The sequence below is a fragment of the Listeria rocourtiae FSL F6-920 genome, from assembly GCF_000525975.1.
In the GTDB taxonomy this organism is placed as follows: Bacteria; Bacillota; Bacilli; order Lactobacillales; family Listeriaceae; genus Listeria_A; species Listeria_A rocourtiae.
On sequence record NZ_AODK01000006.1, the window covers coordinates 166108 to 192734 of the forward strand.

Here is a 26627-nt window from a genome sequence, read left to right on the forward strand (position 1 = left end):
CTTCTTTTTGGAATGTCATTTGTAGTTTTTGTACATTTCGTATAGAATGAAGATAACTGAAAAAGATAGAGAATAGGAGCGATTCGATATGAAACAAGGTGGGCAAGGGTTACAGGATCATTATTTAAATCAATTGAGGAAAGAGAAAATTTTGGCAACTGTCTTTTTAACAAATGGATTCCAGCTACGTGGCCGGGTTATTAGTTTTGATAACTTCACGGTTTTGTTAGATGTAGATGGTAAGCAACAACTTGTATTTAAACATGCGATTTCTACGTTTTCTCCACAAAAGAATGTGGCTTTGAAATCGGATGATGAATAGGTAACTTGTGTTTTAAAAGCGAAAGCCGAATGTTTTGTGCCAAATACGCGGTGCAAGCATTCGGTTTTTTCGTGGCTTACCAACTTTCTTTGTAGCGCTATTTATGCTACGATTGACTTTGGAGAAACGATGGGAGTGCAGATGATGGTAGAAAGAGCGATCTTAGTTGGCTGTGAATTACCGAAACAGACAGAGGAACATTTTTACTACTCCATGTTAGAATTGGGTAGTTTAGCGAAAACAGCGCAAGCAGAAGTTGTCGGAGAAGTAACTCAAAAACGAGAACGGGTGCATCCAGCTACTTTTGTTGGGTCTGGGAAAATAGAAGAGATTGCAGCTTTTGTCGCAGAAATGGAAGTCGACATAGTGTTGTTTAATAGTGAGTTAAGTGCGACACAGGTTCGGAATATTTCTAAAATTGTCGATGCGCGGATACTTGATCGGACGCAATTAATTTTAGACATTTTTGCAATGCGTGCAAAAACTCGAGAAGGGAAATTACAGGTAGCGTTTGCGCAATACCAATATTTGTTACCAAGGTTAAGTGGACAAGGGGCTTCGTTGTCACGCCTTGGTGGAGGCATTGGAACACGTGGGCCGGGAGAAACGAAACTAGAGATGGATCGGCGTCATATCAGGCAGAAGATGGTGGATATTAAGGAACAGTTGGATACAGTAGTGAAGCATCGTGAACGGATGACGGCAAGGCGGAATGATCAAGCTATTTTTAGATTCGGTTTGATTGGCTATACGAATGCAGGAAAATCGACCCTTTTTAATCGGTTGAGTGATGCTAAGACGCTAGAAGAGAACCAGTTGTTTGCGACGCTTGATCCGACAACGAGAAAGTTGGTTTTTTCAGAAGGATATACAGCTCTTTTGACAGATACAGTTGGTTTCATACAAGACTTACCTACAACGGTTATCGCAGCATTTCGTTCGACGCTTGAGGAAACGGCGAATGTGGATGTTCTTTTGCATGTGGTTGACAGCTCTAATCCGGATTATGTGCAGCATGAAAAAACGGTTTTGAAATTGTTGGAGGAATTGGATATGCAGCATATTCCAATTTTGACAGTATATAATAAAAAAGATCAGCAGTTACCTTATTTTATACCCACACAGCCGAATTATGTCGAAGTGAGTGCTTTGGAAGAATATTCGCAGTACTTTTTGATGGAGAAAATGTTGTGGGAAATTAAGCAACTGTGGCAACCTTATGTGGCTAGTATCCCAGCGAGTGACGGAAGAATGTTACATAAATATAAGCGGGAAACGGTCGTCATTGAGGAAATATTTGATGAAAAAGCAGAAAGCTATCAATTAAAAGGCTATCAAGCACGAAAGGAAAAATAAGATGACAGCATTTTTTGAGCAAATACCAGCAGAATTACGCAAATTAGCCAATGTTGTGGAGGACGAGTTGCGTTCTTTGCAACAGGAAACAGAAAATATTGCGGAAGAAAACCAATGGAAGGTTATGCAAGCTTTTCAGAAAAATCGAGTGAGTGATTTCCATTTCACCCCATCGACAGGTTACGGGTATGATGATGATGGCCGCGACACGCTAGAGCGGGTCTATGCAGACGTATTTAAAGCAGAGGCGGCGCTTGTTCGCCCTCAAATTATTTCAGGCACGCATGCCATTTCAACAGCTTTGTTTGGTGTGTTACGACCAGGAGATGATTTGTTATACATTACTGGAGCACCATATGACACACTGGAAGAGATTGTTGGTATTCGTGGCTCCGGAAAAGGCTCGCTTAAAGAGTTTCAGATTGGTTATGACAAGGTACCATTAAAAACAGATGGTTCCGTTGATTTTGAATTGATACGTGCTAAAATAACACCTGCGACAAAAATGATTGGGATTCAACGTTCTCGAGGTTATGCAGACCGCCCTTCATTTTCGATTGCGAAAATAAAAGAGATGATTGCCTTTATTCGTGAAATAAAGTCAGACATTCTTATTTTTGTCGATAATTGTTATGGAGAGTTCGTGGAGATTTTAGAGCCAATTGAAGTAGGTGCGGATTTAATTGCGGGTTCATTGATAAAAAATCCAGGCGGTGGCTTGGCTAAAACGGGTGGATACATCGCTGGGAAGGCTGAATTGGTGGAGTTATGCGCTTATCGGTTAACCACTCCAGGGATTGGTGCAGAGGCGGGAGCTTCCTTGTATAGTTTGCTGGAAATGTATCAAGGTTTTTTCTTGGCTCCGCATGTTGTCTCCCAGGCAGTAAAAGGAGCGCGCTTTACTGCGGGTATACTGGATGCTTTTCAAATCGAAACTGACCCCGCTTGGAATGCGCCTCGGACTGACTTGATTCAAAGTGTTTCATTTCATGATAAGGAAAGAATGGTTGCCTTTGCGCAGGCAATTCAGGCGGCCTCTCCAATTAATGCACATGTTGTTCCAGAAGGGGCATATATGCCAGGATATGAAAATGACGTTATCATGGCAGCTGGAACTTTTATTCAAGGTGCGAGCCTCGAGTTGACAGCGGATGGTCCTATTAGGGAGCCTTACCAACTGTATGTGCAAGGAGGGCTCACTTACGAACATATAAGAATAGCGGTTCTAGTAGCGATAAAGCGCCTTATAGATCAGAATCTTTTAATGCTATCAGAAATAACATCGAGATGTGAATAAATTCAAAAAACAGCGAAAATATTTTTGCTGTTTTTTTGAATTTAGCTCAAAGTCGTTGATATATAAGGTTTTTGAAAATGTTAGATTATATGACATATATTTGACAAAAGATATACCATACATTATAATGCAACTAACATATGAAAAATAAAGCGTTTTGGAAGGGGTAAATTGTCGTGAGTGAAAAAGAAATTAGAAGATCGATGCCTCTTTTCCCGATAGGTCCTGTCATGAAACTAACAGATCTTACTGCGCGACAAATTCGTTATTATGAGGATCAAGGTTTGATTCATCCTGCGAGGAATCAAGGGAATCATCGGCTGTATTCACTACAAGACATCGATGTATTACTTGAGATTAAAGACTATTTGAACGACGGTCTGAATATTGCGGGAATTAAAAAAATGTACCAAATGAAACAGGATGAGCAGAAGACTCCACTTACAGATGAAGACGTACGCAAAATTTTACGAAAAGAAATGCAACAAGCTGGTAGGTTCGTGAAACAAGATGCTTCCGGAAAGCAACAATTGCCAAGGTTTTGAACAAGATATTTACTTTTAAAAAGTTTATATAATATCAATTATTGGGAGGATTTAATTATGACATCGTATACTAAAGAAGATATTTTTCGCTTCGCAGACGAACAAAATGTGAAATTCATCCGCTTGCAATTCACGGATATCCTAGGAATCATTAAGAACGTGGAAATTCCGGTAAGCCAGCTAGCCAAAGCTTTGGATAATAAAATGATGTTTGATGGCTCCTCCATTGAAGGTTTTGTGCGTATTGAAGAGTCTGATATGTATTTATTTCCGGATCTTGATACGTGGGTTGTCTTTCCTTGGACAGCTGAAAAAGGGAAAGTTGCGAGATTGATTTGCGATATTTACAATCCAGATGGAACAATTTTTGCGGGGGATCCTCGTGCTAACTTAAAACGTGTATTAGCTGAAATGCATGACTTAGGATTTACAGATTTTAACTTAGGACCAGAACCCGAATTTTTCCTTTTCAAATTAGATGAAAAAGGAAAGCCTACACTAGAACTAAACGATAATGCAGGCTATTTTGATTTAGCACCAACTGATTTAGGCGAAAATTGTCGTCGTGATATTGTTTTAGAGTTGGAAGAGATGGGCTTTGAAATTGAAGCCAGTCATCATGAAGTAGCACCTGGTCAGCATGAAATTGATTTCAAATACGAGGATGCAGTCACAGCGTGTGATAATATCCAAACATTCAAATTAGTCGTAAAAACAATTGCTCGTAAACATGGCTTACATGCTACGTTTATGCCAAAACCGTTATTTGGTGTTAATGGGTCGGGAATGCATTTCAATATGTCGCTATTTAATAAAGACGGGAATGCGTTCTTTGATGCAGATGGAGAGGAGCAACTGAGTCAGACGGCATATCACTTCTTAGCTGGTATGATAAAACATGCAAAAGGTTATACAGCGGTAACAAATCCGACTGTGAATTCTTATAAGCGCCTAGTCCCTGGATACGAAGCGCCGTGCTACATTGCTTGGTCTGGTAAAAACCGTAGCCCACTTGTTCGAGTTCCGAGCTCGCGTGGTTTGAGTACACGGTTAGAACTACGCAGCGTTGATCCAGCGGCAAACCCATACTTAGCAATGGCTGTGCTACTTCGCGCCGGACTAGATGGTATCAAGAATGAGCTAACGCCACCAAAACCAGTGGATCGCAATATTTATGGCATGAATGAAGAGGAGCGCCATGCACATGGTATTTACGATCTTCCGGAGAGCTTAGCGCTTGCACTGAGAGAACTTACAAATGATGATATTATTGTCGATGGTTTGGGTGAGCATATTTTGGAGCATTTCGTAGAAGCGAAAACAATCGAATGCGACATGTTTAGAACCGCAGTTCACCAATGGGAACGAGATCAGTACATGGAAATATACTAAATATTTCTACTCCAATAAAGAGACTAAAATTCTGTAAGATATAGAAAAGCAGGAATCTTGTATAGAGCCATTTATGAAGATGGCATATACAAGATCCCTGCTTATTTTATTTTTGAAATCCTTGTTTCTGTTACTTCTATGGCTAACGAATATCACGATACAGGCCGATAACTTTGCCTAAAATAGAAACATTTCTTAGGCGAATAGGCTCTAAAGCATCGTTTTCTGGTTGCAGACGGAAATGGCTAGCTTCTCTAAAAAATCTTTTACAAGTAGCTTCATTGTCATCTGTCATTGCTACAACGATATCTCCGTTATTAGCGGAATTTTGTTGTCTTACAATCACTTTGTCGCCGTTCAAAATACCAGCGTTAATCATACTCTCGCCATCAATTTCTAACATGAAAATTTCTGTTTCGCCATTAGCCATATATTCAGGTAAAGGAAAATATTCATCGATATTCTCAACGGCTGTAATAGGTACACCCGCAGTTACTTTACCGATAATAGGAATATTGATAACGTTTGGAGCTACCATCTCGTCTTCTAACGATAGGATTTCGATAGCTCTAGGTTTTGTAGGGTCTCTGCGAATGAGTCCTTTTCCTTCGAGTCGTGCTAGGTGTCCATGGACTGTAGAGCTAGAGGCTAAACCAACTGCTTCACCGATTTCACGCACGGAAGGTGGATATCCCTTATCTTTTACTTCAGACTTAATGAAGTCATAAATATCTTGTTGTCGTTTTGATAGTTTCATTTGTTTCACCCCGTTCACTCTTTCATTACTTCTTTATTAAACCCAGTATATCAAAGATTTTTTGGATATGCAAACAATTGTTCGTTTTTTTATTGACACATCAGAACGAGTGTTCTATAATAATAAAAAAGCGAACATATATTCTTTGGGAGGGATAAAGATGACTTTGAAAACTATTTGGGATCGATATTACATTGCAATTATATTTATTATTACATGTTTTATTTTGGGATTAGTGTTAATGGTAGTGACAGTGAATCAAGCAAGTTCAGAATACAATGAGGTGAGCGTTGCAAGCGGGGATTCTATTTGGAGTCTAGCAGAGGAGTATGCTGGTGACTACAAGATGAGTAAGCAGGATTTTGTATCGTGGGTAGAGAAAGAGAATCAAATTATAAATGGGAAGCTGATTGCTGGTGAGACAATTACGATTCCAATAAAAAAAGGTACTGAGAATATAGATCGTTCTATTCAGTTAGCGAATGAATAATAGGGCACAATACTTTAAAAATCTCTTGTTTTATTGTAGAATAGGCGTTGATTAAGAATGAAAGAGGTTTTTCGATGTTGAAAGATTTTAAAGTATTTATTTCGAAAGGTAATGCATTAGGCATGGCAATTGGGATTGTCATTGGTGCTGCATTTACAAGTATTGTTAACTCGCTTGTGAATGATATTATTATGCCTCCACTAGGCTTGCTAATTGGGAATGTTGATTTTGCTAACTTGTTTGTCAGTTTAAATGGAGTGCATTATGACACTTTAAAAGCCGCGCAAGCAGCAGGAGCCCCAACCATTAATTATGGGTTATTTATCAATAATATTATTAGTTTTTTTATTATTGCTTTCTCGGTGTTTCTAATTATTAAGATGGTGACCAAGTACATACCACTGGAACCAAAGAAACCTGCTACGAAAGAATGCCCTTATTGTTTGTCGGCTATCCCAGAGAAAGCCAAGAAATGTTCACAATGTACATCGGATTTATCTCAAAATGGAGAGACTGGATTATCGGAATAATATAAATGGAGGAGAATAATGTTAGAAAAGGCTAAAATAGACCGTATTAATGAATTATCACATAAGAAAAAAGCAGGCACAATAACCGTGGATGAGAAATTAGAACAAGAAGTTTTGCGTCAAGAATATATTAAATCGTTCCGGAATCAAGTGCGCAGTACGATTGAACATACTACTTTTATTGATCCAAATGGCGACGATGTTACGCCTGATAAAATAAAACGTATACGTGATGAGAGAAAAAAACTATGAAGAAAATGGGGGAGATAGGTACATCTCTCCTTTTGTTTATTTTTAATCGAACATTAATAATCATTTAAATACATTATCGAACATTTAAGTGTATTTTAGTTGAGAAATATTTGAGAAAAGCTTATGATGTATAGTAGTAACTAAAACAAGAGAGGATGTTTCATTTGTTTGATAACACGGATCAATTAGCAATTAATACTATTCGAACATTATCGATCGACGCAATTCAGAAAGCCAACTCTGGTCACCCAGGATTACCAATGGGAGCAGCTCCAATGGCGTATGCTTTATGGTCAAAAATACTAAAAGCAAATCCAGCGAATTCGCATTGGTTTAACCGTGATCGCTTTGTGCTTTCGGCAGGACATGGTTCAATGCTACTTTACAGCTTACTGCACCTTAGTGGTTATAAATTAAGTTTAGAGGATTTAAAACAATTTCGGCAATGGGATAGTAAAACACCTGGTCACCCTGAGGTACATCATACAGATGGTGTAGATGCTACGACTGGGCCTCTTGGTCAAGGAATTGCGATGGCTGTTGGTATGGCGATGGCTGAAAGACACCTAGAAGCGATGTATAATAAAGATGGATTCCCAGTTGTGGATCACTATACATATGCGTTATGTGGTGATGGAGACTTAATGGAAGGTGTGGCATCAGAAGCGGCTTCACTTGCTGGACATCAACAGCTTGGTCGTTTGGTACTTTTATATGATTCTAATGATATTTCATTGGATGGAGATTTAGATAAATCATTTTCTGAAAGTGTAAAACAACGCTTTGAGTCATATGGTTGGGAGCATTTACTTGTTAAAGATGGCAACGATACGACTGAAATTCTAGCAGCAATTGAAAAAGCAAAACAAAATACGTCGCAGCCAACGATGATTGAAGTGAAAACAGTTATTGGCTTTGGCGCTCCAAATGAAGGAACTAGCAAAGTGCATGGTGCTCCGCTTGGTGCCGATGGAATCAAAGCTGCAAAAGCGGCGTATGGATGGGATTATGAAGAAGATTTCTTTGTTCCTAGTGAAGTCTATGATCGTTTTAAGGAAACAATTGCAAAGCGTGGTGCACAAGAGGAGCAAGCGTGGAACGAGATGTTTGTTGCTTATAAAGAAAAATTCCCTGAACTTGCGGCTCAATTGGAGCTTAGTTTAAAAGAAGAGCTCCCAGAAGGTTGGGATAAAGATTTGCCTGTATATGGTGAGGATAAATCGCTTGCTAGTCGCGCGTCAAGTGGTGAGGTTATTAATGCCTTAGCTGCGAAATTGCCACAACTATTTGGCGGATCTGCTGATTTAGCAGGTTCTAATAATACAAATATTGCAACAGATGGTGAATTCACAAAAACTACACCTGCTGAACGTAATATTTGGTTTGGTGTTCGTGAGTTTGCGATGGGTGCGGCTTTAAATGGAATGGCATTGCATTCCGGACTTAAAGTATACGGCGGAACATTCTTTGTGTTCTCTGATTATTTACGGGCAGCAATTCGTCTATCCGCTATTCAGCACTTACCAGTTAATTATGTATTGACACATGATAGTATTGCAGTTGGGGAAGATGGTCCAACACATGAGCCTGTAGAGCAAATTGCTTCGCTTCGGGCGATGCCTGGTCTTACATTATTGCGCCCAGCTGATGGTAACGAGGTGGTTGCAGCATGGAAAATCGCTATTCGGTCAACCAATCGACCAACTGCACTTGTCCTAACGCGCCAAAACCTGCCAACATTACCAAATTCCGATAAATTAGCGGAAGAAGGCGTGGCTAAAGGCGCCTATGTATTATCGCCAGCGAAGAAAGAGGTTGCAGATGTGATTCTTTTAGCAACAGGTTCCGAAGTTAATTTAGCTGTACAAGCGCAAACAGAACTTGCAAAAGATGGTATTGATGCGTCAGTGGTTAGTATTCCATCATTTGATTTGTTTGAGCAACAATCAGCGGAATATAAGGAGAGTGTGCTACCAAATGCTGTCCGCAAACGTGTGTCTATCGAAATGGGCTCGACACTTGGGTGGGAGCGCTACGTTGGATTAGATGGCAAAGCAATCGGAATTGATAAGTTTGGGGCTTCGGCACCTGGTGATACGATTATTAAAAATTATGGTTTCACTGTGGAGAATGTTGTTCAAACTGTGAAGTCTTTATAAGCAATGTGCGTGGGGCGTGAAATGATGTAGGCTTTAGCTTAATCATTTTACGCCCCTTTTTATGATAATATGTTGTATAAACGCGGTGTTGATGGTATAATGAGGCAGTTGTGATTTTTTAATGATAGCGAACTTTTATTGCTGTAGGATATCAAAAACTATTGTTTTGACCTGATAAATCAAGTACAATAAGAGGGGTATATTGTTTCGAGGAGGAGAAAGAGAATATGTTGTGGTATATACTTATCGGTATACTTTGCTTAGTTGCAGGTCTAGCGTTAGGATTTTTCATTGCAAGAAGATACATGATGACGTATCTGAAGAAAAATCCACCAATTAATGAGCAAATGTTACAAATGATGATGGCCCAAATGGGAATGAAACCGTCACAGAAGAAAATTAACCAAATGATGAATGCAATGGGGAAACAACAAGAAAAAGAAAGTAAAACGAAGAAGAAAAAATAAGTTAGCTAGTTTGAATTAGCTGGAGATTCTGTTACGCCCATTCCTGTGTGGCGAGTTCGAGCTCACATTTCTGCTAACGCGGTGAAAACGTCTCACTCACGATTTTGCCTCTTTTGATTAACCTTTCCCTGCATTTATTTTTGGATGCATTTTCAACATTACAACACGTTCTATTATTGTGTGATATTAACACATGGTAGGAGCGTGTTTTTTGATGTTGATTAAAGATTATAGTCAACTTTTTCTTGAACTGCTAAATCGAGAATTAATTGCAAAAGTGGATTAGGAGCCTGGTAAGTTTGAGTTCGGCTAAGCGCTACGTTTCTCGTAATAGAATTTTCGTATTCCAAATTACTGCCACATAAATGTAACAATCATATGCTATGCTCTTAAAATATTAGGAATAGTATTCCTAATAAAAAATAAGAGAAAGTAGGAGATTTTATGCATATGAAGAAAAGAATTGGTAGTCTTTCTATTGTTTTAGGTTGTGTACTTTCCTCTGTTATTATTGGTGTAAATTTGGTGAATTCAGGACATATAAGTTTCGATAAAAATCTAGGTGCAGTCGTAGCGGAAGCAGCTGGTATTAGTGGTAAGGTAGAGATAAATGGGGTCAGCTATAAATGGGCGGAAACATCTTGGAGCAAGAATCGCGGTATGACTTTTAACCCTGGGAATCATGTCTATCAATTTTCGCCAAACCCTCATGATGATCCATGGTACAATAAAAATCAAACTAAATTCTATAAATTAGCCGCAGACCAAATAAAAAAACAAGGGGATGATGCTAAGTGGGATCAGAAAGCATGGCCGGATTCTATAAAGGTTTCAATTAATGGAATTAGTTACACCTTGAAACCTAGATAACTACTCCGAAAAAAATTTTTATACACATTTTGAAAGTATGATGGTTCAATTTATCCTGAGAAATTTTGGATAGCTCCAAAAACTCATCGACCTTCAACTTATTTCTCTGTCTGTATTATGATAGAAAAATAGTTGTAAGTCGATGAGTCTTTTTCATTGTGATTGGTGTCAGCGAAAGCTGGCGTCAAAATTTGTTTCAGATTCTCTTTTGCAATTATATATACAAAAGTTGCAAAAAAATACAAATACTTCGAAATAATGATGAATGTGTTATTTTGAGAGGCATTTTTAGTTTATTTGCAGAATATTTCGAGCTTTTTTAGAGTAATGATAGACCGAGAATGGTAAAATGAGATATATCGAATGGGGGCATTGATAATGAATGAAAAGATAAAACTTGTGGTTAAGCAAAATGAAGGGAAGATGATTGCATTTCGAAGAGGCTTACATAGGAATCCGGAGTTGTCATGGCAGGAGGTCGAGACAACAAATCGAGTTATTGAAGAGTTGGAGCGGATGGGGATTCCGTATCGACGCATGGAGCCAACTGGGGTTGTGGCAGATCTTATTGGTGAGTTAAATGGGAAGGTGGTGGCGCTTCGGGCTGACATGGATGCATTACCTGTTGCCGAATTGAATTCGGATTTGCCTTATAAATCAAAAAGTGAGGGGAAGATGCATGCGTGTGGTCACGATGCGCATACAGCAATGCTACTTAGCGCAGCGGAGGCACTTGTTGCGGTTAAGGATGAGTTGGCTGGTACGGTGCGTTTTATTTTCCAGCCTGCTGAGGAGATTACCGAAGGCGCAGAAGTGATGATCCAGCAGGGGGCGATGCAAGGCGTGGATAATGTATTTGGGATTCATATTTGGTCGCAAATGTCGACGCATACTATTTCTTGTAATACGGGACCTGTTTTTGCGTCTGCAGATGTTGTTGTGGTTAAATTTACGGGGCGTGGTGGTCATGGAGCAATGCCTGATGCGTGTATTGATGCAGCTCTTGTTGCTTCAGCTTTTGTGATGGGAGTGCAAGCGATTGTATCACGGGAAACTGATCCGCTTGAACCTGCTGTTTTTACGATTGGACGGATGGAGGCTGGGACGCGTTACAACGTGATTGCGGAAAATGCGATTTTGGAAGGGACAGTTCGATCGTTCCATCCACGAGTTCGTGAAAAAATGGAGCGCGCAATTCGGCGTTATGCAGAACAGGTTGCAGCTACTTATGGTGCAACCGTAAAAGTGGACTACCGTTATGGGACGCATGCTGTTATCAATGAGGAAGCAAGTGCTGCATTGGCACGAAATGTGATTACTAATAGTTTTGGCGATGGGATATTATACTCGGATCGGCCAACAATGGCGGGAGAGGATTTTAGTTATTACTTACAAGAAGCTCCGGGTTGTTTTGCGCTTGTTGGAGCTGGTAACTCTGAAAAAGATACGGAATGGGCGCATCATCATGGCAGGTTCAATGTAGATGAGGAAGCACTTGCTTATGGTGCAGAACTTTACGCGCAGTATGCATATACTTATTTGACAGAGGGCCCTGAATAATGGGCTTTCTGTCTGTTAAATAAAAAAAATTATAAATATACTTGAATCTTTAGAAGAAATCGGTTACACTAGTTCCTGTAAACAAATTTGAGAAGGAGGTAAGGACGATGAAAAAGATAATTGGATTCGGTAATTTAACCATTATTGTAGGAGATAGCCTAAATTCGGCGTCCGTTATATCGAGAAAGTGGCATAAGCTATTTAAAGGGCTATTATGTGCATTTTTATGTAATAAATTCGATATATATTTCCAAACACAGTAATGGACAAAGTAAGATATGTCCGTTATTTTTTTATGTCCAAAAATAGGAAAATATATTGTTTAATGAAGAGGGGTTAGGAATGAAAATTTATAAGGAGTTGGGATGGTTTTTTAAAGAGCAACGAAAGTCGTATATTATTGGGGTTTCACTACTTTTTATGATAACGTTGCTCCAACTGGTACCGCCTAAAATACTTGGATTGACGGTGGATGCGGTTAGCAAGGATTCGCTGACGAAGAATCATTTGTATATGTGGATGGGAATTTTGCTCGGCGCGGCTGTCGTGGCCTATGTTGGCCGCTATTTTTGGCGGATGTTGATTTTTGGATCTGATAATAGGCTACAGCGACAATTAAGGCTACGGCTATTTGAGCATTTATCTAAAATGTCGCCGTTCTTTTTTCAGCGCTACCGGACGGGGGATTTGATGGCGCATGCGACGAATGATATTTCAGCAATTCAGCAAGTAGCTGGTTTTGGTGTGTTGACGTTGTGTGATTCGATTTTAACAGGGAGTACCGTTATCGCGACGATGGCGATTACAATTGATTGGCGTTTAACTTTGATTGCGCTGTTGCCAATGCCACTGATGGTGTGGGGAAGCTCGGTGCTTGGTCGGAAATTGCATGATCGATTTCATAGTGCGCAGGCGGAGTTTTCGAAGCTGAATGATAAGACGCAGGAGAGTTTGTCAGGAATTAAGGTTACGAAAACATTTGGCCAGGAGCAGGAGGATATCGAGGATTTTAGGCGTCAAACAGAAGAAGTTGTTGGTGTCAACGTAAAGGTCGCAAAACTTGATGCGATGTTTGATCCGATGATTTCAATCATTGTTAGTGTTTCGTTTATACTTTCACTTGCTTTTGGGGCAAAATTTGTGATGGAAGGAACGCTTACGATTGGTCAGGTAATTGCGTTTGTGAACTATTTATTCTTGCTGATTTGGCCGATGTTGGCGTTTGGGTTTTTGTTTAATGTGATTCAACGGGGAAATGCTTCCTATGATCGACTGAATAAGTTATTGAGTGAGCCTGAGGACGTGAAGGATGATTTTGGAGCTATCAATGTTTTGCCACGTGGAGACATTGATTTTGCATTGGAGGTATTTACGTATCCGGATGAGAAAGCGCCTGTTCTACAAGATATCGTTTTTCAATTGAAATCGGGTGGGACGCTCGGAATCGTTGGGCGAACAGGTTCTGGGAAGACGACACTTTTAAAATTGTTGATGCGGGAATATGATGACTACAAGGGGTCGATCTTATTTAATGGCAAGCCGATTCAAAATTATACGGTGCGTGGACTGCGCAATGCGATTGGATATGTGCCACAGGATCAGTTCCTATTTTCGACGACTGTTCGGGAAAATATTCGCTTTGGAAATCCAGAGTTATCGCAGGCGGATGTGGAGCAGGTTGCAGAAATGGTTTCAGTGCATGAGGATATTACAGAGTTCACGGATGGGTATGATACGGTCGTAGGTGAGCGTGGTGTATCGCTTTCTGGTGGGCAGAAGCAAAGGCTGGCGATTGCTAGGGCATTGATTATGAATCCTGAATTGTTGATTTTAGATGATGCGCTATCAGCTGTGGATGCAAAAACAGAGGAGAAAATTTTGCAGAATCTTAAAAGTAACCGTACGGATAAGACGACGATTATTAGCGCACATCGGCTTAGTTCGGTGGAACATGCGAACCTTATTATCGTAATTGATAAAGGACGAATTGTGGAGCGTGGGACGCACGCTGAGCTTGTTGCCTTAGATGGTTGGTATGCGGAAATGTTCCGGAATCAGCAATTGGAAGAGCTAATTGAGGGCGGGGGTGATACGAATGGAGCCGAATAACGAAGAAATGTTAACGATGAGTGGCCAAGAGCATCGTGCAGTACTAAAACGCTTATTTAGCTACACGAAGTATCATGTTCCAGCACTTATTTTAACGATTTTCCTAGTGTTGCTAGTTACACTGGCAGATGTGTTTTTGCCAATCTTAATTAAACTATTTCTAGATAATTACTTGACGCCGCTTCATTTTGTGGCTGGGCCGATTCTATTTTTGGCATCGGGTTACATGGGCTTAGCAATTGGTAGATCTGTGGTTTGGTATTTTCAATTGGTTCTATTTCAAAAAATTGCATTGCGAATTGTACAACGTATTAGGATTGATATTTTTAGTAAATTACAAAATATGGGGATGCGTTATTTTGACCAGACACCCGCAGGTAGCCTTGTTTCACGTGTGACCAATGATACGGAAGCAATTAAAGATATGTTTATTAACGTACTCGGAACAGCAATTCAGAGTGTCTTCATGCTTGTGGGGATTTATACAGCGATGTTTATTATGGATGCAAAATTGGCCGCATATAGTTTGCTCGTTTTTCCGTTGACATTGTTAATAATTATCATCTATCGCAAATATAGTTCTCAATTTTATCGGGCACGTCGAGAAAAATTGAGTCAGTTAAATGCAAAAATTGCAGAATCGATTTCCGGTATGTCCATTGTGCAACAGTTTAATCAAGAAAAGCGTTTGATTGGCGAATTTGAAGAGATTAATAAAGATTATTACGATGTAGGTATGAAAAATATTAAATTTAACGCGTTGCTTCTTGGACCAGCGATTGATTTGATTTATTCACTAGCGGTTGTACTGATTCTTAGTTTCTTTGGGATTCAATCCTTTTCTAGTCCGGTTGCAATTGGGACGATTTACGCTTTTATTACGTACTTTGATCGGTTTTTAGAGGCAATTTACAATATTATGGAGCGTTTGGCAATGTACCAAGAGGCGATTACAGCAGCTTCACGTGTATTCCGGATTATGGATGGCACAGATTTGGCGCCAGAGCAAGATGATGAGGATGATCTGCTCATTTCAAAAGCAAAGATTGAGTTTAAAAATGTCACGTTTTCTTACGATGGGAAAAAAGATGTTTTGAAGGATATTAGCTTCACAGCGGAATCTGGACAAACAGTTGCGCTTGTCGGTCACACAGGAAGCGGAAAAAGCTCTATTATCAATTTGATGATGCGCTTTTATGAGTTTAATCAAGGGGAAATTCTGATTGACGGGAAATCGATTAAACGCTATCCAATGGAGGAATTGCGTGCCAAAACTGGGTTAGTTTTACAGGATAGTTTTATGTTTTATGGTACTATCAAGGATAATATTCGTTTGCATAATAAGCTAATAACAGATCGAGAAATTCTGGAGGCTGCGCAGTTTGTACAAGCGGACCGGTTTATTAACACACTGGCTGATAAATATGATCATAAGGTGATTGAGCGTGGGGCTTCATTTTCTAGTGGGCAGAGGCAGTTAATCTCTTTTGCAAGAACGGTCGTGACAAATCCACAAATTCTTGTTTTGGATGAGGCGACGGCAAATATTGATACGGAAACAGAAAGTTTGATTCAAACAGGACTGCGAAATATGCGACAGGGTCGGACGACGATTGCGATTGCGCATCGACTTTCTACAATAAAAGACGCTGACCTCATTCTGGTGCTTCGAAAAGGGAGTATTATTGAGCGAGGAACACACGAAGAATTACTAGAACATGGCGGTGTGTATCATTCGATGTATCAATTACAAAACAGCGGAATGGATTTAGAGGAGCTTGGTTAATAGGGCGTAAAGGTTGTTTTTCTTCTAAAAAAGTTTATAATGGGGCAAGTAAATATGCCGATTAGGAGGAAGTAACGTGTCATTTATTTTATCAATTATTATTACGCTTATTTTTGGTGTTGGTGTTATCCTGATTCGGATGAAAGCGTCAAAAGAGCCAGCGACTGTCAAGAAAATCATTATTCCGCCAATTATGATGAGTACTGGGGCACTAATGTTTGTCATTCCATATTTCAGAGTTTCACCAGCAGGAATTTTAGAAGCAGTTTTAATGGGATTAGCCTTTTCGCTAATTTTAATTTGGACGACGCGTTTTGAGATTAGGCACCAATATGTCTTTATTAGACGGACAAAATCGTTTCCGGTCATTCTGCTCAGTTTATTATTGATTAGACTTGGAATTAAGTATTGGATTAGCGGTTCAGTTGATGTTGGTGAGCTATCAGGTATGTTCTGGATTTTAGCATTTGCGATGATTGTTCCATGGCGCATTGCGATGTATTTTCAATATAAGAATGTTGTGGCAAAATTAGCACAAACGGAAGAAACATGATTTGAAAAATTGGGAGGATTTCCTCTATGAAAACGGTTGAATTATGACAAGAACATCGATATAATGAGTGGGTTGTCTAAACAGGACAACATGCAGAAAGAGGAGGTTTTTTGTTTGAAAAAATGGTTAGTAGCTTTATTTTCACTTGTACTTGTTTTTAGCTTAGCGGCTTGTGGCAATGATGCAAAAGAAGAAAAAGCAACAGAGAAAAAAGATGTTACTGCAGATGCAATGAGTTTCTACATGGATTTAGTTGCAAAAATTAACGACAATGACGCAGATTATGATGCGTACCAAGCGGCAATTGGCAGTGATACACCACCAACAGGGGCAGAGCTTACAACGCTTGCCACAGCAGCAAGTGCTTCAGCAGATAAAGTATCGCAAGTATTAGCTGATGTAAAGGTCCCAAATTTAGGTACAGCGACAGGTGTCTTTAAATCAGCTGTCAAAGATTTAAGTGATGCATATGCAGCAGAAGCTAAAGGTTTGAAGTCTTCTCCAATTGATACGAAATCAGCAGATGAAGCGATGCAAAAAGCTTCAGATACTCTAGGTAAAGCACTAAAAGATGTTGATTTAGCACCATCTAGCATTATGAACGATACGGCAGCTTAAGAGATGAAGTAAATAAAAGGCGTTGTAATCATTACATGTTTGCAACGCTTTTTGTACATTTAGATTTGTAAATAATCTAATACAGAGAACGAACATGTTGAAGGAGAGCTTTCATTTGAAGAAGTTGTTAGTTAGTTTTTTTTTTGTGGCAATACTAGTACCTAGTCTAGCGGCTTGCGGAAACACAAGTGATGAAATGAAGGATAAAGCGAATGCTGTTAAAGAGAATGTGAAATCAAAAGTAACAACGGTAAAAGAAAAACTGCACACACAGGCGATGGATTTTTACACGGATTTAGTGGCTAAAGTGAATGAAAAAGACGTAGCTTACGATGCTTATATGACGGATATTACAATTGATGCACCATCAAAAGGGGAAGCATTAGATGAGTTAGCAAAGAAAGCGAGCGCCTCTGCAGAAAAAGTGTCTGAAACATTAGCTAATGTAAAAATTCCTGATTTAGGAAAACGTACAGATGATTTTAAAGCATCGATTCAAGAATTAAGTGACGCATTTGCAGAGAAAGCCACGGCTATTAAAGCGAATCCTGGCGATACAAAGGCGGCAGAAAAAGCAGATGCAGCGATACAAAAGGCTTCAGATGGATTGTCAGATTATTTGAAAAAATTGGTTTGGCAGGTTCCAATATCGTGAATGATATTACGGGCTGAACATAAAAAAATCTTGATTTCCTATAATCAGAAGTGTACTGATTGGAAATCAAGATTTTTTTTATTTTGCTTTTGTTCCATTTATTTCTGTTTGCAATTTTTCAAATGCCATTAATACCTCTTCGGATTTCAGTTCTAGTAGTTCTTTTTGATCAATATCTTTGTCATTAAACGTAATGGGATCCCCGAATCGAATAATAACTTTTTTACGCTTGAAAAGTTCTCCAACTGTTTTTGGACCATCGTACACGGCGGGGAGGATTGGGACTTTTCCTTTTAATGCGACTGTTACGGCACCTCGTTTTAAATGGAGGCCTGCTGATTTTCTAGTACCACTCGGGAAAATACCAACTACTTTTCCGTCTTTTAGGATGCGGATAGGTAGTTTGATTGCGCTTGGACCTGGATTTTCACGATTGACTGGAAAAGCATTGAGATGGCGCATCAGCCAATTTAGTAGTTTAGTCTTAAATAGTTCTTGTTTTGCCATGTAGTGAATTTGAAGCGGCTTAATGGCAAATCCAAGGTAGAGAATTTCCATCCAAGATGTGTGTGTGGAAACGACGACGAATGGTGCTTCTGGAATTTTCTCTTTATTTTGTACTTGGAAACGCCCACCGATGATTGTCATAATCACCTGAACGAAATTTCTCGCAAACGTGTAGAACAAGTTGTTTCACTCCTATTTTTTTCTTTTTTAGTCTTGTTTTTAGTATACTGAAAAGTTTGGGAAACGTCTAGTGCTTATGCGTTGCTATGAAAATATAGTATACTGAGGATAACAGCAAAAATGAATAATGGGGTGTTAGGATGAAATTTTTACATACAGCGGATTGGCATTTAGGGAAGGTTGTTAATGGGGTTTCGATGCTTGTAGAGCAGCAATATATTTTGAAGCAGATAGCACAGATTGCAAAGGAGGAGCAGGTGGATGGAATTATAATTGCGGGTGATTTGTATGATCGTTCGGTACCGCCGGCGGATGCGGTGACACTTTTAAATGATGCGCTACTGGAACTGAATGTGACGTTTGGTAAGGCGGTTTTTGCGATTAGTGGGAACCATGATAGTGCAGAGCGGGTGAATTTTGGCTCGGCTTGGTATGAAAAAAATGGACTACATATTCAAGGAACAATTGATGCGATTTTCTCTCCGATAGAGTGGAACGGGGCACAGGTTTGGTTGGTGCCATATCATGAGCCGGCACAAGTCCGAGCTGCTTTGGAAGACAAGTCAGTAAGGTCGTTTGAAGATGCAATGCAAGCGGTAACGGCAAAAATTAGGACAGAGTGGGACTCAGATAAGGCACAAATTCTAGTTGGGCATGCGTTTGTTGCAGGAGGAATTCCAAGTGATTCAGAGCGACAATTAGCGATTGGAAATGTGGATCGTGTGTCCACAAATTGTTTTGATGGCTTTGATTATGTGGCATTGGGGCATTTGCATCATCCTCATGCGATTCATCATCCGTCTATTTTTTATGCTGGTTCCCCTTTGAAATACTCGTTTTCGGAAGCAAAGGACAAGAAGAGCGTTAGGATTGTGAGAATGAATGGTAAAAAGCTTGTGGAAGTTCGCGAACATCTTTTGGAGCCGCTACATGATTTACGTATTATTGAGGGTTATTTGGCAGATTTGGTGAGTTCAGTTGTTCCTGGAAACGAGGATTTTTTGCAAATTAACTTGTTGGATGAAGGTGCGCTGATTGATCCTATCGGGCAATTGCGAGCGTTTTATCCGAATGTGTTGCATTTGGAGCGGATGCAGGAGAAACTGACAGAGGGACAATTTGAGCGATTTGAAGATGTTGTTAAAAAAGATGATTTGGAGCTATTTGGACAATTTTTTGAATATGTGAGCGGGAAGGCAATATCGGAACGGCAAGTGGCATTAATGCGTGAAGCGATGAATCGTGTGAAGGGAGCCATGGAACAATGAGACCTTTGAAATTGACGATGCAGGCGTTTGGTGCATATGCTAAATCGGAAACGATTGATTTTACAGAACTTGGACAGGAGCGAATTTTTGTGATTTCTGGGAAAACAGGAGCTGGGAAGTCAACAATTTTTGATGCGATTAGCTTTGCGATTTTTGGGAGGGCAAATACGAATGAGCGGGAAGGTTTCTCGCTAAGGAGTCATTATGCAAGTGCAGAGGATTTGACGGAAGTATCGCTTGAGTTCTTGCTTCGAGATGTGCGTTATTTGGTTCGTCGCATACCGCAACAAGATGTGCCCAAAAAGCGTGGAGAAGGGATGACAACAGTTACTGCAAAGGCGGAGCTCTATGAACTGGACGGGAGCGAAGAGAGGTTGCTTGCAAGCTCGGTTCGTGATGTTGGTGCAAAAATGGAAGAAGTTATTCAGTTGAATGTCGATCAATTTCGTCAAATTTTAATGATTCCACAGGGGGAATTTCGTGAGCTACTTGTAGCGGAAAGTAGGGAGAAGGAAGCAATTTTGCAACGATTGGCGCATACGCATTTTTATCAGCTTATTGAAAACCAGCTATGGAATCAGCAGAAGGAGCAAGAGCAGCAGGTCCGGTTATTGCGCGCAAAGGTAGCTGGGATTACGCAGGAGGCTTTTGACGAGGAGGCGCTGGCTGGGAAAACAGCACATGATATTGAGTTGATGTTTGGAGAACGGCTGAACTTGGAGCAGGAGATGATGAATGGGCTACAGGAACAGGTGGAGTTTGCCAAACAAAAAGCAGAAATTACAGCTAAGAATGTGACATTGGCAGAGGAAAAAATAGCGGAATGGGAGCAATTGACGAAATTACGGGTAGAAAAAATAGAATTAGATAAGTTAGCGGAGAAATGTGATCAAGATCAGCAAGCCATAAATTTAGCACGCAAAGCTGGGGCAATTATGGATCAGGACGCATTATGTTTGCAATTGAAGCAACAATTGGACGAGCTGCGTTTGGAAGAAAAACAAGTGCTGGGGGCTTTGGAAAATAAGGAAGAGGCACTAGAGAATGCTGTTTTGGAGATAGAGAAATTGAAAGAGATGGAGCAAGAATATATGGCATGGATAAAAAAACAAGAATTGCTCCAATCGATGGAAGTAAAGGTGACAAGGGCTTTGGCTTTACAGCAGGAATTAACGCAAAAGAGTGAGGATCATCAGAGGTTAACACATATATTGGAGCGACTGATCAAAAAAGAGCATACGCTTTTAGAGCAGTCAGAAAAATTGACTGATAGGAGTCGGTTTGTTCAAGAATCGAAGCTAAGACAGGTAGAAGCCAAGCAGCTCATGATGGAAATAAGTCAAAAAGAAGCCCAAATTGCAACTGAAATAAAGAAATGGGAACAAAAACAAGCATGGCAAACAGAATTAGTGATACTCGAAAGGCATTTTAGCATCGCGGAAAGGCAGTTTAAGGAGCTGAGGCTAGATATGTGGCGCTGGATGAAAAATGGCAACAGGAGCAGGTCGCGTCGTTGGCATTAAAACTTGTAGAAGGCGATGCATGCCCGGTTTGTGGTTCACTAGAGCACCCTCATTTGGCAATAGAAACATCAGGTGTAGTAAAAGCAGAAGTCGAAGCAACGAGAAAAGATCAGCTTGAGAAAAATGACGTAGCAAAAGAAATAGCTACAAAAATCGAGCAGAAAAAATGGCAAATCGAGCAAATCGAATACGTATCGGAGGAACCTTTCCAAGCTTTGAAGGAACAGCAAGACGTATGTGCTAAGGAACTGGCGAAAATAGAGCAGGAGCAAGCACGGTTAGAAGCATTTTTGACAGAAGAAAATAAGTTGGAAGAGCAAGTTGCCTTGAATAAGCAGGAGACGAGCGAGGTGGTAGCACAAAAAAATAAAAAACACAACAAGCGTATGAAAAAGTTCGTCAAGCCGTGGATACTACTCAAACGACATATTCGCTTCTTTTAGAGGGCGTACCAGAGGAATTTCGCAATTTAGCGGTTTTTTATGAGCAACAAAAAAAATTTGACGGAGCAAATTAGTGCCTTTGAGCTTAGAAAAGAAAGCGTGGAGTCGGTGTACAATGAATCAAAAGAAGGCCACCTTAAAGCAGTTTCAGCGCGTGAAGCAGCGGAAAAAGCTGTTTTAAAAGCGGATAGTGCATTGGCGGCACAACGCACGATATTTAAAGATATTATGGTGGCGAACGGTTTTGTGGACTATGTATCCTATCAACGAGCTATTTTAAGTGAAGAAATTTTGGCGGAAAAGGAGCGATTTGTTCGTGACTACGAGCAACAGTACCATTTTGTGTCAGAACGTTTGAAAGAGATGGAGGGTAAACTTAACGAATCGGAACAGCCTGATTTGATAGCCTTACGGCAATTAGATGTTGAGGCTAAGCGGTCGTATCATGAAAAGGCAGAGCAATATATGAGGCAAAAGGAGACGGTACGTAAGCTTTCCGATTTGTCGGAGCAGTTTATGAAGTATTTGAATGAAACAAGTGAGGCGGAGAAAGGGTATGCAGATATTGGGTATTTAGCAGATATGGCACGCGGGAAAAATAATCGACGCTTAACGTTTGAGCGGTTTGTTTTAGCGACCTTCCTCGATACGATTTTACTTCGGGCGAATGGGCGTTTAAAAAAAAATGACGAATGGCAGGTTTCAACTGAACCGCAAAAAGGAAAAGTCTAAAGGAAACGTGCAAAGTGGTTTGGAGCTTGAGGTTTATGACGAATACACAGGCTTGGAGCGACATGTCAAAACGTTATCTGGTGGGGAGAGCTTCAAAACATCGCTTGCTTTGGCGCTGGCTTTAGCCGAAGTTGTGCAGGAGATGTCGGGTGGTATATCGCTTGAGACGATGTTTATTGATGAGGGGTTCGGTACGCTTGATCCTGAATCACTGGAAGTGGCGGTGGAGTGCTTGCTTGAAACACAGGAATCTGGGCGGTTAGTCGGAATTATTTCGCATGTACCAGAACTAAAAGAGCGAATCTCCTCGCGTTTAGAGGTAACGGCTACAAACCATGGAAGTACGACGAAATTTTTCGTGCAAGGGTTATAAATATTTGAAATGGAGGTGCGGCTCACAGGGCTCTATGGTATAATGAACTGTTCGAAAAAATTTCCTGTTTAGATGAATGGAGGAATTGCTATGATACGACAAGCGAAAGCGGAGGATGCAGTACAAGTTGCGCCACTTATTTATATAATTTTGGAGGATATGGAATTGCCGTTTTTGGAAGGCGTCAGTAAAGAAATGATGCTGGAAATGATTGAAGCGAGCTTCTTGCGGCCAGATTATCGATTCAGTATGGAAAATGTAATGGTGAAAGAAATTGATGGCCAAGTTGCGGGACTTCTTGTGAGCTATCAAGGGGAACATGCAGAAAATATGGACGATGAATGGGATGGTATTCAAGACATGTTCGGTATTGTCAAAAAAAATGCCATTGTTTACAGAGCAAGAAACGTGGATGGGCGAATACTATCTCGATTCCCTTGTGGTTGATTCGGCATACCGTGGTCAAGGTATTGGGAAAGAATTACTGCATGTGTTTAAAGAATTGGCAGTTGCAAAAAATTGCGAAATTATCGCATTAAATGTGGAAAAGGCGAATGAAGGCGCACTAAATTTGTATAAAAAATTAGGCTACGAATCAGAGTATGATTTGGTTTTATCTGGTCATGATTATTATCATATGACCCAAAATGTCAGGAGTTGAGTGAATTGTTAACAGATCCAAAAAACACAATGATTCCTGTGTCGATAAAAAAAAGAGGACGTGAGTTGCTGGAAGAAGGGGCGATTACGGTTTTTGAAGAGAAAACGATGTACGCAAATACTTCTCGTTCTGTTGTAGTCGATGAGCGGGTTTCCTATGAAGTGAAACATGTGGCTAATGGGAACTACCAATGTGACTGCATTTATTACCAAGAAAATAGCATTTGTGCACATATTTATGCGGTCGAGCTGGAGCATGAAGCACGTCAGACTAAAATCGAGAAAGCTAATTTCAAGCAACGAATTTTGGCGCAGGAAGCTACAACACTACTTTCATTATTTCAAGAGAACATGGATCGGCAATTCGACACGTATGACATCGCAGCAAAAGTCTTCCTAAAAGTAGAATATATTTTGCGAATGCAGGAAAATCGTGATAAAAATATATTAACACTCGATTTGAAAGTCGGGCAAGATCGTACGTATGTCGTGAAAAATATTGGTGACTTTTTGCAAGCAATAAAGCAACATACGAGTTATTTTTTCACGAAAAACTTTAGTTTTGATCCGAATGAACATTATTTTGACGAGCGTGATATCGCTATTTTCAATGAATTGATGAAAATTAATGAAATCGCGAAAATGTATGATACGGATAGTTTTTATTGGAACAAGTCCTATGCGGAAGAAAAGGTGCTTATCATTCCGCCGAGTCTAGCGGAGAGCATGTTAGCTGATTTGATGGGACAAAATACGATTTGTATTCATGATGATATTAAATATAGTGGCTTGCAGTTTAAAAAGGGGACACTACCGTTTTCCTTCGTATTTCGCAAAAATGATAATGGAGATATGTACCAACTAGTGATGGAGGAATTGCAACAGGCAAGTTATTTGGAGAGCTATCAGTTACTGTTTTTGAATGGTGTATTTTACCGGCCGAGTGATGCAGTTTGGGAGCAATTGACACCGCTTATTCATTTTCATAATGTGACGGAAAATGAAGTGGTACAGTTTTCAGAATCGCAGTTGAGTGAAGTTATGTCCTACGTGTTACCATCGCTGCAAAAAAGTGGACATGTGCAAATTGATCCATCAATTGAGGATCGGGTTATCCAGCAACCACTCGTTTCAAAGATGTGGATTTCACAAAAAAGCAGCGAACATGTGTTAAAACTAGAATATCATTATGGCTCACAAGTTTTTGACCCGTTTGCGCTGACAGAAAGTGTGGATCCAGATGGGCGTATTATGATCCGAGATATGGAAACAGAAGCGAAAATTATGCATCGGATTGAGGCAGCACCTGTTCATTTTTCAGAAACTCAAATGGTTGTTAATTCAGATGAGGCCAGCCTTTATGAGTTTTATTATCGGGTTGTTCCGAGTTTGGCAGCGGATGTGGCTATTTATTTAGAAGATGGCTTGGAAGAGATGGTGGAAGAGCATGTGAAGCCCACAACGACCATTGATGTGGCGCATGATAATGATTATTTGTCGGTAGCCTTTGATTTTCAAGGGATTGATGATAGTGAAATCCAGGAAGTGTTACAATCGTTACGAGAAAAACGGAAATATCACCGTTTAAATAACGGGCGTTTCTTGTCGCTTGAGGATGAGAGCTATCAGCAAATGGAAGCAATATTCGATATTTTAGATGTTCGCAAAAAAGAAGTCGGAAAACAAATGGCAGTGCCACTTTATCGCGGTATGCAAATCTATGAGGCGATGGGCAGTGCGCAGAATGAGCATAATAAATTCAGTCGGACTTTCCGCGATTTATTGCATGAAATTGTGAACCAAGAGGACATGTCTTATCCGCTACCGATGAGTTTGAATGCGGAGCTTCGCGATTATCAGGTGACTGGTTTTGAATGGATGAAATCGCTTGGTAAATACCATTTAGGAGGGGTTTTAGCCGATGATATGGGGCTTGGAAAGACATTACAGGCTATAACGTATATCGCTTCTACATTCGAGGAAAATGCAGATATGAGGCCTGTTTTAATTGTTACACCTGCTTCTCTCTTGTATAACTGGTCAAGTGAGTTTGAGAAATTCGCTCCTGAAATCCCTGTAACTGTCATTCATGGTACATCACAAATGCGGTTGGAGGTTATCCAGAATATTACACCAGGGAATGTGTATTTAATATCGTATCCATCCTTGCGCCAAGATGAACAAGAATTTTTAACGACGCGGTTTCAAACAATTATTTTGGATGAGGCACAGGCGATTAAAAACTATAATACGAAGGCTTCACAAGCTGTGCGAGCGCTCAAGGCGACGAATGTTTTCGCGCTTAGTGGAACGCCTTTAGAAAATAGCATTGATGAGTTGTGGACGATGTTCCAGACGATTATGCCAGGCTTTTTTCCATCGCTTCGCAAATTTAAAGAATTGCCGCATGAGCGTGTTGCACAGATGATTAGACCATTTTTGATGCGCCGTTTGAAGCGCGATGTTGTGAAAGAATTGCCAGATAAAATTGAGACGAATTTGTATTCAGAACTGACGGAACAGCAAAAGACGATTTATCTAGCTTATTTGGAGAAAATACAGCAAGAGTTGGCGGCTAATGATGGAAATGAGCAGGAAGATCGTATTAAACTGTTAGCAGGCTTGACGCGATTACGCCAAATTTGTTGTGATCCAGCGCTTTTTGTTGAAAATTATGATGGTGGTTCTGGTAAGCTGGCACAATTGTTTGATACAATACAGACAGCACGTGAAAGTGGCAAGCGAATTTTGATTTTTTCTCAATTCACATCAATGTTACAAATAATGAAAGCTCAGGCGGAAGAAGCTGGCTACCGGTATTTTTACATGGATGGTGGTACGCCTTCAAAGAGTCGTATGGACCTTGTGAATGATTTTAATGCAGGGGAAGCAGATTTGTTCTTTATTTCGCTGAAGGCTGGCGGAACTGGGCTGAATTTGACTGGTGCAGATACGGTTATATTGTATGATTTATGGTGGAATCCCGCAGTGAAGAACAGGCGGCGAGTCGAGCACATCGAATTGGACAAAAGAATGTCGTGCAGGTCATTAGGATGATTACAAAAGGCACAATTGAGGAGAAAATCTACAATCTACAGAAGAAAAAACAGGCGTTGATGGATGCATTAATCCAGCCTGGAGAGCAGATGCTACATCGTTTAACAACAGAAGAGATAAAAGAGATTTTAACAGTGAGTTGATTACTAGGTAGAAGGGACGCGAG

Annotated in this window: 25 protein-coding genes and 2 pseudogenes; 25 read left to right on the forward strand and 2 right to left on the reverse strand. The window is 40.1% G+C overall.

Annotated features, from left to right (window positions below):
* The first annotated feature begins 88 nt into the window (after nucleotides 1-88).
* From hfq to glnA, 5 genes are all read left to right on the forward strand, one after another.
* A complete protein-coding gene (hfq, locus tag PROCOU_RS02895; protein WP_036064844.1) occupies nucleotides 89-322 on the forward strand; it encodes an RNA chaperone Hfq in 234 nt (77 codons plus the stop codon).
* Between the two features lie 141 nt (nucleotides 323-463).
* Complete coding sequence (hflX, locus tag PROCOU_RS02900) at nucleotides 464-1678, forward strand: GTPase HflX (RefSeq protein ID WP_036069653.1); 1215 nt, start codon at nucleotides 464-466, stop codon at nucleotides 1676-1678.
* A gap of 1 nt (nucleotide 1679) precedes the next feature.
* Nucleotides 1680-2975, forward strand: coding sequence for a methionine gamma-lyase family protein (locus PROCOU_RS02905; RefSeq protein WP_036069523.1), 1296 nt, complete (start codon nucleotides 1680-1682; stop codon nucleotides 2973-2975).
* Nucleotides 2976-3151: 176 nt separating this feature from the next.
* Nucleotides 3152-3520, forward strand: coding sequence for a MerR family transcriptional regulator (locus PROCOU_RS02910; RefSeq protein ID WP_036069525.1), 369 nt, complete (start codon nucleotides 3152-3154; stop codon nucleotides 3518-3520).
* A gap of 57 nt (nucleotides 3521-3577) precedes the next feature.
* Nucleotides 3578-4912 (forward strand): type I glutamate--ammonia ligase, encoded by a 1335-nt coding sequence (glnA, locus tag PROCOU_RS02915; protein WP_036069529.1) that lies wholly within the window; start codon nucleotides 3578-3580, stop codon nucleotides 4910-4912.
* Between the two features lie 142 nt (nucleotides 4913-5054).
* Here glnA and lexA read toward each other — a convergent pair whose 3' ends face one another.
* Nucleotides 5055-5669, reverse strand: coding sequence for a transcriptional repressor LexA (gene lexA, locus PROCOU_RS02920; protein ID WP_036069654.1), 615 nt, complete (start codon nucleotides 5667-5669; stop codon nucleotides 5055-5057).
* 160 nt (nucleotides 5670-5829) lie between these two features.
* Here lexA and yneA point away from each other — a divergent pair, with 160 nt between their 5' ends.
* From yneA to PROCOU_RS02980, 12 genes are all read left to right on the forward strand, one after another.
* Nucleotides 5830-6159 carry a cell division suppressor protein YneA gene (gene yneA, locus PROCOU_RS02925; protein WP_036069530.1) on the forward strand — a complete coding sequence of 110 codons (330 nt, stop codon included), beginning with the start codon at nucleotides 5830-5832 and terminating at the stop codon, nucleotides 6157-6159.
* 74 nt (nucleotides 6160-6233) lie between these two features.
* Nucleotides 6234-6689, forward strand: a complete 456-nt coding sequence (gene mscL, locus PROCOU_RS02930; RefSeq protein WP_036069531.1) for a large conductance mechanosensitive channel protein MscL — start codon at nucleotides 6234-6236, stop codon at nucleotides 6687-6689.
* Between the two features lie 18 nt (nucleotides 6690-6707).
* The gene (locus PROCOU_RS02935; protein ID WP_036069533.1) at nucleotides 6708-6941 is read left to right on the forward strand and encodes a DUF896 domain-containing protein; all 234 of its coding nucleotides are present in this window, start codon (nucleotides 6708-6710) and stop codon (nucleotides 6939-6941) included.
* 164 nt (nucleotides 6942-7105) lie between these two features.
* A complete protein-coding gene (gene tkt / locus PROCOU_RS02940; RefSeq protein ID WP_036069535.1) occupies nucleotides 7106-9100 on the forward strand; it encodes a transketolase in 1995 nt (664 codons plus the stop codon).
* A 230-nt stretch (nucleotides 9101-9330) separates the two neighbouring features.
* Entirely contained in the window at nucleotides 9331-9567 is a 237-nt protein-coding gene (locus tag PROCOU_RS02945) for a YneF family protein (RefSeq protein WP_036069656.1), read from the forward strand.
* 450 nt (nucleotides 9568-10017) lie between these two features.
* Complete coding sequence (locus PROCOU_RS02950; RefSeq protein WP_036069537.1) at nucleotides 10018-10437, forward strand: hypothetical protein; 420 nt, start codon at nucleotides 10018-10020, stop codon at nucleotides 10435-10437.
* Nucleotides 10438-10815: 378 nt separating this feature from the next.
* Nucleotides 10816-11997, forward strand: coding sequence for an amidohydrolase (locus PROCOU_RS02955; RefSeq protein WP_036069538.1), 1182 nt, complete (start codon nucleotides 10816-10818; stop codon nucleotides 11995-11997).
* Between the two features lie 342 nt (nucleotides 11998-12339).
* Nucleotides 12340-14106: an ABC transporter ATP-binding protein gene (locus PROCOU_RS02960; protein WP_036069540.1), complete on the forward strand. Its 1767-nt coding sequence runs from the start codon at nucleotides 12340-12342 to the stop codon at nucleotides 14104-14106.
* Nucleotides 14093-15892: an ABC transporter ATP-binding protein gene (locus tag PROCOU_RS02965; protein WP_036069542.1), complete on the forward strand. Its 1800-nt coding sequence runs from the start codon at nucleotides 14093-14095 to the stop codon at nucleotides 15890-15892. The genes PROCOU_RS02960 and PROCOU_RS02965 overlap by 14 nt, the downstream gene beginning before the upstream one ends.
* Before the next feature lie 76 nt (nucleotides 15893-15968).
* Nucleotides 15969-16445, forward strand: a complete 477-nt coding sequence (locus PROCOU_RS02970; RefSeq protein WP_036069544.1) for a CcdC family protein — start codon at nucleotides 15969-15971, stop codon at nucleotides 16443-16445.
* A 114-nt stretch (nucleotides 16446-16559) separates the two neighbouring features.
* Nucleotides 16560-17063, forward strand: coding sequence for a hypothetical protein (locus PROCOU_RS02975; protein ID WP_036069545.1), 504 nt, complete (start codon nucleotides 16560-16562; stop codon nucleotides 17061-17063).
* Between the two features lie 115 nt (nucleotides 17064-17178).
* Nucleotides 17179-17718, forward strand: a complete 540-nt coding sequence (locus PROCOU_RS02980) for a hypothetical protein (RefSeq protein ID WP_051994144.1) — start codon at nucleotides 17179-17181, stop codon at nucleotides 17716-17718.
* Between the two features lie 78 nt (nucleotides 17719-17796).
* Here PROCOU_RS02980 and PROCOU_RS02985 read toward each other — a convergent pair whose 3' ends face one another.
* Nucleotides 17797-18405, reverse strand: coding sequence for a lysophospholipid acyltransferase family protein (locus tag PROCOU_RS02985; RefSeq protein ID WP_036069546.1), 609 nt, complete (start codon nucleotides 18403-18405; stop codon nucleotides 17797-17799).
* 140 nt (nucleotides 18406-18545) lie between these two features.
* On the opposite strand from PROCOU_RS02985, the gene PROCOU_RS02990 reads away from it, so the two are divergent.
* The 8 genes and pseudogenes from PROCOU_RS02990 (at nucleotide 18546) to PROCOU_RS03005 (ending at nucleotide 26604) form a co-directional block, all read left to right on the forward strand.
* Nucleotides 18546-19673, forward strand: coding sequence for an exonuclease SbcCD subunit D (locus PROCOU_RS02990; protein WP_036069547.1), 1128 nt, complete (start codon nucleotides 18546-18548; stop codon nucleotides 19671-19673).
* A complete protein-coding gene (locus PROCOU_RS16325; RefSeq protein ID WP_051994145.1) occupies nucleotides 19670-21196 on the forward strand; it encodes an AAA family ATPase in 1527 nt (508 codons plus the stop codon). Before PROCOU_RS02990 ends, PROCOU_RS16325 begins: the two co-directional genes overlap by 4 nt.
* A complete protein-coding gene (locus PROCOU_RS16330; RefSeq protein WP_051994146.1) occupies nucleotides 21187-21639 on the forward strand; it encodes a hypothetical protein in 453 nt (150 codons plus the stop codon). The genes PROCOU_RS16325 and PROCOU_RS16330 overlap by 10 nt, the downstream gene beginning before the upstream one ends.
* A 39-nt stretch (nucleotides 21640-21678) precedes the next feature.
* Entirely contained in the window at nucleotides 21679-22371 is a 693-nt protein-coding gene (locus tag PROCOU_RS19455; protein ID WP_051994147.1) for a hypothetical protein, read from the forward strand.
* Nucleotides 22367-22744 (forward strand): annotated as a pseudogene (locus PROCOU_RS16340) (SbcC/MukB-like Walker B domain-containing protein); the annotation flags it as partial. The gene PROCOU_RS19455 and the pseudogene PROCOU_RS16340, both read left to right, overlap by 5 nt.
* A 90-nt stretch (nucleotides 22745-22834) precedes the next feature.
* A complete protein-coding gene (locus tag PROCOU_RS17675) occupies nucleotides 22835-23191 on the forward strand; it encodes a hypothetical protein (RefSeq protein ID WP_051994149.1) in 357 nt (118 codons plus the stop codon).
* Nucleotides 23157-23405, forward strand: coding sequence for a GNAT family N-acetyltransferase (locus PROCOU_RS17015; protein ID WP_159101176.1), 249 nt, complete (start codon nucleotides 23157-23159; stop codon nucleotides 23403-23405). Before PROCOU_RS17675 ends, PROCOU_RS17015 begins: the two co-directional genes overlap by 35 nt.
* Before the next feature lie 29 nt (nucleotides 23406-23434).
* Nucleotides 23435-26604: pseudogene (locus tag PROCOU_RS03005) on the forward strand (DEAD/DEAH box helicase).
* Nucleotides 26605-26627 lie beyond the last annotated feature (23 nt).